The organism is uncultured Abyssibacter sp., assembly GCF_964000955.1.
Classification (GTDB): domain Bacteria; phylum Pseudomonadota; class Gammaproteobacteria; order Nevskiales; family OUC007; genus Abyssibacter.
In genome coordinates this window covers 1-9,550 of the sequence record NZ_CAXFCL010000012.1, presented here as the reverse complement: position 1 = coordinate 9,550, position 9,550 = coordinate 1, and the positions used below count along the sequence as shown (strand labels likewise).

Below are 9,550 nucleotides of genomic sequence, written 5' to 3'. Positions count from 1 at the left end.
GTTGACGACCACATCCTCGAGGCCGGCCCGGGCAATGGCGTCCAGGCGCCAGTCGATCAGGGGCTGGCCGCGCACCTCGACCAGCGGCTTCGGCGTGGTGTCGGTCAGCGGCCGCAGCCGGCTGCCCCGGCCGGCCGCGAGAATCATTGCGTGGCGCATCAGCGTTGCGTGTCGGGACGCTAGAACGCGCCGCCGACCGGTACCGGCACGTCGAAATCGGCGAGCACCTCGCGCAGCAAATCCAGCTCCGGGTAGCGCTTGCAGACTTCGAACAGGTGATGCTGCACCCGCGGCAAATCGTTCAGATAGCTGGGCTTGCCGTCGCGATGATGCAGCCGGCAGAAGATGCCCAGCACCTTGAGATGACGCTGCACGCCGGTGAAGTCGAACCAGCGCCGCAGATCTTCAGGCGCCGGTGCCCAGATGCCGGCGTCGACCAGCCCGGTGGTCCAGCGCTCAAGCCCGTCGCGCTGCACATGATCGGGCCAGATCACGTAACAATCGCGGAGCAGCGACACGATGTCGTAGCAAAGCGGCCCGTGCATGGCGTCCTGGAAATCCAGCATGCCGGTCAGGCGGCCATTGGACACCATCAGGTTGCGCGAGTGGTAGTCGCGATGGACGAAGCCCCGCGGCTGCGCGGCAACCTCGTTCGCGATCGCCCGCATTACGCGCTCGATCGCCTCCGCGCGTTCGGGCGTCTGCGTGACACCGTGGTGCCGCCGGAGATACCACTCCGGGAACAACCGCATTTCCTGCATCAGAAAGTCGACGTCATAGGGCGGCAGGTCGCGCAGACGGGTGGACCCGGCGGCCTTGACCTGCAGGTCAATCAGCGCATCGATGGCCTGGTCCAGCAGGGTGATGGCATCCGCGGATTCGACTCGGTCCAGCAGCACCGTCCCACCAAGATCGTCGAGCAGCAGAAAGCCCGCCCGCCGGTCCTCGGCATGCACACGCGGCGCCGGCACGTCCCAGTCGGTCAGCCAGCCCGCGACCCGGACAAACGCGTCGAGCGGCTCATGCTCCGGCGGCGCATCCATGACGATGTAACTCTGCTGCGGCGAGCGGGCCCGGAAGTAGCGGCGGAAACTGGCATCCGCCGATGCCGGGCTGAACATCCAGTCCCGATTCGGCCGAACCTGCCGCACCCAGGCCTTCAGTTCGGCCAGTCGGCGGTCTTCGCTGTCGTCACCCACTCCATGCACTCCGTATACTGTGCGGCCCGTTGCTCCGGCGCTTGCCCCGTTTCATTGGTCCGCTCCACTGCCCTTGTCGTCTGTTGGCTCGCGATTGCCGGAAGCGCCAGTGCAGCGACCGACGGCTGCCCCATTTTTGCCGATTCCGCGCCCGAGGTGCGAACCGAGCCGACGGTTCAGCTCAGCGCGGACAATGTGGAAGCGACGACCGACGGCAAGACGCGCCTGGAAGGCGACGTCACGCTGCGCTATCAGGACACGCGAATTCGCGCCCCGCTGGTCGAGTACGACCGCGAAACCGGCGAGGCGCGCACCGAAGGCGGCGCCGAATTCGCGAACGCACGGTACGCGATCGGCGCCGACCGCGCCGCCGTGGACCTGGACGCCTCCACCGCGCGATTCGAAGGCGCCGAGTTCACGCTCTACGAACGGGGCGCCAGAGGTCAGGCCGAGCACATCGATCTTGCCGACGATCTCAGCGTGTCGATGGACCGGGTCCGCTACACCACCTGCGCCCAGCCCAGCCGGGGCTGGACGCTCAAGGCCTCGCACATCACGCTGGATCCCCAGGAAGGCCTGGGCACCGCCAGCCATGCGCGGCTGAATTTCCTCGGCGTTCCGGTGCTCTACGCGCCGTATTTCTACTTTCCGATCGACGATCGGCGACGCACCGGATTCCTGATGCCGAACATCGGCGATTCCGCGGAAACCGGGTTCGACATCTCCACGCCGTTCTACTGGAACCTCGGCTCCTGGTATGACGCGCTGATCACACCCCGGTACATGGCGCGCCGGGGCTCGCAGTTGCAGGCCGAGGGCCGCTACCTGCTCGACAACGGTCGCGGCGAACTGCGCTACGAATACCTGCCCAACGACGAGACGCTGCAGATCCGACGCTCGCTGTTCGGTTTCGAGCATCAGGGCGTGCTCTCGGATCGCTGGGAGATCGCGGCGGATTTCACCGAGGTCAGCGACCGCGGCTATTTCGAAGACCTGGGCACCACCCTGGATCTGGCGGCGATCTCGCACCTGGAGCGCGAGGCACGGATCGCCTACCAGGCGCCAGCCTGGTTCTCGTCGGTGCTGACCGTGGAGGACTACCAGACCATCGACCGGACGGTGGCCCCGGCCGACGAGCCCTATCGCCGCCTGCCCCGCCTGCAGCTCAACGCGCTGTCGCCCAATGACTGGAACCAGATGCGCGTTGGCCTGGCCACGGAGTATGTGAATTTCGAACGCGACAATGCGGTCGAGGGCACGCGTCTGGACCTCAAGCCCTTTGTGAGATTGCGTCATGACGCGGTCGGCTGGTTCGTCGCCAGCCAGGTCGACTACCGCTACACCGCCTACGACCTGCGCGACCGCAACGACGGCCGGCCCACGACGATCACGCGCGAGCTGCCGTCGGCCAGCGTGGACGCCGGGCTGCGCTTCGACCGCATCGCCAAGGCGGGCCTGGTACAGACGCTGGAACCCCGGATCTACTACCTGTACACGCCATACCGCGACCAGGACGCGATCCCGCTCTTCGAGACCGACGATCCGGACTTCAGCTTTGTCCAGCTGTTCTCGCGCAACCGCTTTTCCGGCGTGGATCGCATCGCCGATGCCAACCAGGTCACCGCGGCATTCACCACGCGCATCCTGGAGCTGGCCACCGGCAAGACGCGTTTCGAGGCGGCGCTGGGCCAGATCTACCGGCTCCAGCCCTCGGAGGTCACGCTGCCGGACGAACCGGGGACCGCCGGCCGCGACAACTCGGACATCGTCGGCACACTGCGCTGGCTCCCGGTCGACTGGCTGCGCCTGGGCGTCGGCGCGCAGTGGGACCCCGCCCGCACCCAGCTCAATCGTGCCAATACCTCGATCAAGTTCCGCCCGCGACCGGGCTATCGGTTCGACCTGGGCTACCGGTTCCGGCGCGACCTGCTGGAACAAACCGATCTCGTCGTCCAGCTGCCGCTCAACCAGACCTGGTCCGTGGTCGGGCGCTGGAACTACGCGCTGGACGACGCCAGCACCCGCGAGGCCGTCATCGGCGCCGAGTACAAGGCCTGTTGCTGGACCGGGCGTGTTGCCTGGCGCCGCTACATCGCCAACACGCGCGGCGAGTTCAACACCAGCGTGTATCTGCAACTGGAGCTGACCGGCCTGTCACGCATCGGTGCCGGCATCAAGGAATTCCTGCCGGACTAGGCGCCATTCATGGGCCGTGAAGGAAACAAGCCACGTTCCTGGTGGTCAACGCCTATAATGCGAACATTCGTCAAGCACAAGATCACCATGAAATACCTGCTGAGCGCCGTGGCCACGACCATCGCGCTGACCACGTCTGCCCAGTCCGCCCAGCTGGTTGACTACATCGTCGCCGTCGTCAACGAGGACGTGATCCTCAACAGCGAGCTGGAACAGGCGGTGGATTCCATCGAACGCCAGATTCGCGCATCGGGCAACACGCCGCCCATTGAGTCCGAACTGCGCGACCAGATGCGCGAACGGCTGATCATGCAGACGCTGCAGGCGCAGCGGGCCGACCAGCGCGGCATTCGCGTCACCGACGAGGACCTGAACCAGGCCCTGCAGCAGATCGCCCAGCAAAACGGCATGGACCTGCGGGACTTCGCCCGCGCCCTGCGTGCCGAGGGCGTGGACTTCCTGATGGTTCGCGAACAGGTTCGCAACGAATTGCTGGCCAACAGCCTGCGGCAGCGCGAGGTCGATGCCCGCGTCAACGTCACCGATCGCGAGATCGAGGCGTTTCTCGCCAAGACACGCAAGAACGACCAGGCCACCGAATACCGGCTCGAGCACATCCTGATCGCCGTGCCCGAGGGCAGCACCGACGATGTTCGGAAGGCTGCGCGCGCCGAAGCCGAACAAATCCGCCAGGCGGTTCAGGACGGCGCCAGCTTCTCGCAGATGGCCATCGGCCGTTCGGACGCGACAACGGCGCTGGATGGCGGCGACCTGGGCTGGCGTACCGCCGGCGCCCTGCCGACCGTGTTCGCCGATCGCGTGGACAACATGGACCTGGGCGCGGTCAGCGATGTCATCGAGACCGGCAGCGGCTACAACCTGATCCGGCTCGCCGAGCAGCGTGGCGGGCAGCCGGTGCAGATGATCACGGAAACCCGTGCCCGCCACATCCTGTTGCAACCGAACGCCATCCGCGACGAAGCGGCGACGCGCGAGCGCGCGGCCGAACTGCTCGAGGAACTCCAGGGCGGCGCCGATTTCGCCGAGCTCGCCAAGGAGTATTCGGACGACAGCGGATCGGCCAACCAGGGCGGCGATCTGGGCTGGCAACCTCCGGGGGGCTTCGTGCCCACCTTCCAGAAGCGGATGGATGCCCTGGACAAGAACGAGATCAGCGAACCCTTCGAAACCCAGTTCGGCTGGCACATCGTCCAGCTGATCGATCGCCGGGAGCGTGACAGCGCCGAGGACATCGCGCGCAATCAGGCGCGGCAGGCGATCCGCCAGCGCAAGATCGCCGAGGAATACGAGGACTGGTTGCGTCGCCAGCGCGCGGAGGCCTACGTCGAGCTGCGCTCCGAACCGACCCTGACTGGCGCGACGACCGGCAGCACGACCGGGGACTCCTGACCTCCGGGGCGACGATGACGCGCCCGCTGGTGGTCACGCCGGGTGAGCCGGCTGGCATCGGCCCGGATATCGTCCTGCGCCTGGCCGCGGACGGCTTCGATCCCGGTCGTCCCTGGTTCGCCATCGGCGACCCGGCCGTCCTCACGGCCCGTGCCGACCGGCTCGGCCTCCCGGTGGCCATGGAGATGATCCATTCACCCGCCATGGCGAAACCGGTCAGACAGGGCGTCCTGCAGCTCGCGGCCCGAACCGCTGATGCCGATGTCACGGTCGGAACCCCCCGGCCCGAAACCGCCGCCCATGTGCTGGCCGTGCTGCGTCAGGCCGTGGACTGGACCGCCGCGGGCGATTGCGGCGCGCTGGTTACCGGCCCCATCCAGAAAAGCGTGATCAATGACGCCGGCATCGCCTTCACCGGGCACACCGAGACCATCGCCCGGCAACTTGGCGACCGCCGACCCGTGATGATGCTTGCCGGCCCATCAATGCGGGTGGCGCTCGCGACCACCCACCTGCCGCTCGCGGCAGTCCCGACCGCCGTCACGCGCACCGTGGTCGAGGACGTGATCCGGATCGTCGCCAGCGACCTGGAAACCCGGTTTCGCATCGCCCGTCCGACCATTCGCGTGGCCGGACTCAACCCGCATGCCGGGGAATCGGGCCACCTGGGCACGGAGGACGAACGCGAGATCCGGCCCGCGATCGATGCCTGTCGACGCGACGGCATCGATGTCGAGGGGCCCTATCCGGCCGACACGCTGTTCAACGCGGACCTGCGCGCCCGAACCGACGCCTTCGTGGCGATGTACCACGACCAGGGACTGCCGGTGGTCAAGGCCCTGGATTTCGGCGACGTGGTCAACGTGACGCTGGGCCTGACCATCGTCCGCACCTCGGTGGATCACGGCACGGCGCTGGACAAGGCCGGCACCGGGCAGGCCGATGCGCACAGCCTGTCGGTGGCCATGCAGCTGGCCGCCCGGCTGGTTCCGTAGCCCGCCTCCCCGACCATGAACCAGCCGCCGACCCGCCATCGCGCCCGCAAACGCTTCGGGCAGCACTTCCTGCACGACAAGGCCACGATCGGCCGCATCGTCGACGCCATCCGGCCGATGCCCGATCAGCACATGATCGAGATCGGCCCTGGGCTGGGCGCCCTGACCGAGCCGTTGCTCCGAACCGGCGTCACGCTGACCGTGATCGAGATCGACCGCGATCTGGCCCAACGCCTGCGCGTGGCCTATGCCACCGAGCCGCGGTTCCATCTAATCGAATCCGACGTGCTCAAGGCGCCGCTGGACAGCTTGCAACCGCGCCCGCTGCGGCTGGTGGGCAACCTGCCCTACAACATCTCCACTCCGCTGATCTTCCGCCTGCTGGAGCTGGACGACGTGCAGGACATGCACTTCATGCTCCAGAAGGAAGTCGTGGATCGACTCATCGCCGAGCCGGGCTCACCCGACTACGGTCGTCTGAGCGTCATGGCCGCGGTCAAGGCCCGCGCCGAGTCGGTGCTGCGGGTTGGGCCGGGTGCGTTCTCACCCCCGCCTCAGGTCGATTCCGCCGTCGTGCGCCTGGTGCCGCGGGCGCCGGACTTTCCCGTTCCCGAGGGCCCGTATCTCGACCAGATCGTCCGTCTGGCGTTCTCCGCGCGGCGCAAGACACTGGCCAACGGCCTGAAGTCGGTGCTGTCCCGGGACGCGATCGCGGACTGCGATGTGGACCCGACCACACGGCCGGAACGGGTCAGTCCCGCGCAGTTCGCGCGGCTGGCGGAATCGCTGGCAGCCGGGAATCAAACACGTTAACGTCTGCCCTCCCCTCGACGAACCAAGGCCCCATGAGCGCATACCAACACATCCTAGCTCCGGTCGATCTGCGTCAGCACAGCCATGTCGTGCTCAGGCGCGCCGCGTTCGCGGCGTCCATGCACAAGGCTAAGCTCAGCGTGTTGCACGTCGTCGAATATCTGCCGCTGGACCCGGTCGGCGACACCCTGTCTCCAACCCCGATCGAAGTGACGGATGAACTCGCCAAGCAGGCGGAGACACGCATCGAGGAACTCTGTAGCGAACTCGGCATCCAGGCGGACAACCGCATCGTCCGCGTTGGTTCCACCCAGGACGAAATCGTCGAGACGGCGCGCGAGCAGGGCGCCGACCTGATCGTGATCGGCAATCACGAGCGACATGGCCTGGGCGTGCTCTTCAGTCGCACCGAGGACCGTGTGCTGCACTCAGCGACCTGCGACATTCTGGCGGTTCACCTGCCGACCGACTGAGCACCTGACCGTCCATCACTCGCGCCGGCGCCGGACGTCATCGTCCAGCTCGCCGGAACGCGCGACGACGTTGACTTGCGGTCAATGAGACCCGAGCGGCAAGGCGGATAGCGGCCCCAACCCGAGAGGGTGGCGCCCCAAGGCAGGCATGAGCGGTTGACGGGCACGCTCTAACCCATCGACCGCACCGCCTCGGCAAAGACACTCGTACCCACCCCGGGCGCTACCGCGTCGCCCCAGGCGTATTCCACACCGGCGGCTGCCAGACGCTCCAGCGTCTCGGCCTGCCCGACATCCGCGGCAATCATCTGCGCACCCAGCCCCGTGGCTGTCGCCGTCAGTGTGTTCACCGTGACCTGCATCTCCGGCTGATCCAGTGAGCCGACGACCGACCCCGGCAGCGTCGCGAAACGGATGGGGCATCCCGCCATCCGGCCCAGACGCTGATACCCCGCTCCGAATTCCAGGATGTCGAACTCGACGCCGTGCTCGCGCAGGACGCTGAACCCTGCCGTCGCCCCCTCGAGCACATCCAGCAACCCGCCTTCCTCCAGGCCGAGGACCAGTCGCCGACCCGGCATGTCGTAGCGACGCAGCAGATCAGCCACCTTGATCGCGAAATCACGCCGGCGCAGCTGCCAGGTCGACAAGGCCACCAGAAAAGGCCAGTCACCACCGCGCTCGGTCGCCGGCAGCAGCCGGTAGAGCTCGCAGGCCCCGCGCAGCACCCGCAGCTCCAGCTGCTCCAGCACCCCGGTGCGCTGGGCCGCTTCGTAAAGCTCCTTCTGGCCGACACGTCCAATATCCGGCGGCGACCATTCCAGCCGGACCTGGACCGCGCCCAGCTCTCCCAACCGGGTGTGCAGCACGGGTGTGGCGACGATCTCGAACTCGTCCAGTGCAATGGCATTGCGCAGCACCTGTTCGATGTGCAGCGTCCGCTCCGCGCCGGGACTGACCTCGGCACTGTAGATCCGGAAATCGCCCCGCCCGGCGCGCTTGACGGCGTACATCGCCTCGTCGGCATGTCTCAGCAGGGTCTTGGCGTCCACATGATCCAGCGGGTAGATGGACAGCCCCAAACTGATCCCGATCGTGATTTCGTGCTGGCCGATGCGGAACGACTCCTCGAACATCTTCAGCAGCTTGCGCGCGATGCGCTCGACATCGGCGCGGTCCGCCACCCCGTTCAGCAGCAACGTGAACTCGTCGCCGGCCAACCTGGCCACGGTATCGGTCATCCGCACGCCTTCGAGCAGGCGCTGGCCGACCGCCTTGAGCAATTCGTCACCGACCTCGTGCCCCAGGGTGTCGTTGACGCGCTTGAACAGGTCGAGATCGACAAACCCCAGAGCCAGCAGGCGACCGGTGCGATCGCTGCGGTGCATGCCCTGGCCGAGCCGGTCCATGAACAGCAGCCGGTTGGGCAGTTCGGTGAGCACATCGTGGTGGGCGATGAATTCCAGCCTCGCCTCCGCCTCGCGCCGCGCGGTGATCTCCTCCGCGATCGCGAGAAACACCGGAGGCTGTTCCCGCTGGGAGTACGACAACGTGATTTCCACCGGATAGGTCCCACCATCCGCGCGGCGATGGTCGGTCTGATAGGTAACCGACTCCAGATCCCCGGAACGCAATCGGGCGAGGCGCTCGTGGAATTCGTTGTCATCCAGTTCCGGCGCCAGGTCCAGCGGCGTCATCCGCAGCAGACGTTCGCGGTCGAATCCGAGCACATCCAGGGCACCGCGATTGGCGTCCAGGAAGTAGAGCGTCTGGGCGTCGAAGATGTAGACCTCTTCCCCGGCACTGTCGAACAGCCGGCCCAGCCGCTGCGACAGCGTGGCCTCCGAGACCTCCTGGCTGCGGTCACGAACCATGAGCAGATAGCGCGCGTCACTGTCGCCCGGCAGGCGACTGACGATGAGATGCGCGGGAAACGTGGTGGCGTCCTTGCGCCAGCCGACCACCCGGGGCCGGGAGCCGTCATCCCCGCCGATGTAGTCATCCAGCCGGGTCTCGGGCGCGTTGAGGAACGGAACGGGCAACAGCTTGCTCAGCGAAACCCCCTGCATCTCCGCGTCTGAATACCCGAACAACCGGGCCGCATGGGCGTTGGCGTAGACCACCGAACCCGAGGTGCTGATGGTGATGACCCCTTCACCAAGCCGGGAGAGCACCGTGCGAATCTGCTCGAGTTCCCGCTGCAGACCCGCCCGGGAGGATTCCTGGACAGCAGCGTCCCGAAAGAACAGCAGGCTGCCAATCACCTGATCTCCCCGGGTAATCCTCGCGGCACCGGCGGACACCGCCCGCGTAAACCCCTGTCGATCGATCAGCCGCATCGGCCGTGACTCCAGGTCCCGCTGCTCGCGCAGCGCGTGCTCGGCCGGGGTCATCTCGAAATCGTCACCCTCCGAATCGACCCGGAACACCGAGTAGACCAGTTGCCGCCTGGCATCCGCGGGTG

8 protein-coding genes are annotated in these 9,550 nt (G+C 66.9%); 5 read left to right on the top strand and 3 right to left on the bottom strand.

Annotated features, from left to right (window positions below; all coding sequences use genetic code 11):
- Positions 1–159 (bottom strand): sugar phosphate nucleotidyltransferase (locus tag ABNS06_RS00470; protein ID WP_348671920.1); only part of this gene is annotated, 159 nt, incomplete at its 3' end.
- A gap of 20 nt (positions 160–179) precedes the next feature.
- A complete protein-coding gene (locus ABNS06_RS00465; RefSeq protein WP_348671919.1) occupies positions 180–1,199 on the bottom strand; it encodes a phosphotransferase in 1,020 nt (339 codons plus the stop codon).
- Between the two features lie 156 nt (positions 1,200–1,355).
- On the opposite strand from ABNS06_RS00465, the gene lptD reads away from it, so the two are divergent.
- From lptD to ABNS06_RS00440, 5 genes are read left to right on the top strand one after another with little or no spacing between them, the layout of a single operon-like run.
- Positions 1,356–3,395: an LPS assembly protein LptD gene (gene lptD, locus ABNS06_RS00460; RefSeq protein ID WP_348671917.1), complete on the top strand. Its 2,040-nt coding sequence runs from the start codon at positions 1,356–1,358 to the stop codon at positions 3,393–3,395.
- A 9-nt stretch (positions 3,396–3,404) separates the two neighbouring features.
- Positions 3,405–4,805: a peptidylprolyl isomerase gene (locus ABNS06_RS00455; protein WP_348671916.1), complete on the top strand. Its 1,401-nt coding sequence runs from the start codon at positions 3,405–3,407 to the stop codon at positions 4,803–4,805.
- A gap of 14 nt (positions 4,806–4,819) precedes the next feature.
- Positions 4,820–5,800: a 4-hydroxythreonine-4-phosphate dehydrogenase PdxA gene (pdxA, locus tag ABNS06_RS00450; protein ID WP_348671914.1), complete on the top strand. Its 981-nt coding sequence runs from the start codon at positions 4,820–4,822 to the stop codon at positions 5,798–5,800.
- A gap of 15 nt (positions 5,801–5,815) precedes the next feature.
- Complete coding sequence (gene rsmA, locus ABNS06_RS00445; RefSeq protein ID WP_348671913.1) at positions 5,816–6,613, top strand: 16S rRNA (adenine(1518)-N(6)/adenine(1519)-N(6))-dimethyltransferase RsmA; 798 nt, start codon at positions 5,816–5,818, stop codon at positions 6,611–6,613.
- 32 nt (positions 6,614–6,645) lie between these two features.
- Positions 6,646–7,086: a universal stress protein gene (locus tag ABNS06_RS00440; RefSeq protein ID WP_348671912.1), complete on the top strand. Its 441-nt coding sequence runs from the start codon at positions 6,646–6,648 to the stop codon at positions 7,084–7,086.
- 170 nt (positions 7,087–7,256) lie between these two features.
- Here the strand turns inward: ABNS06_RS00440 and ABNS06_RS00435 are convergent.
- Positions 7,257–9,550: diguanylate cyclase (locus tag ABNS06_RS00435; protein WP_348671910.1), on the bottom strand; the 2,294-nt coding region annotated here is incomplete at its 5' end.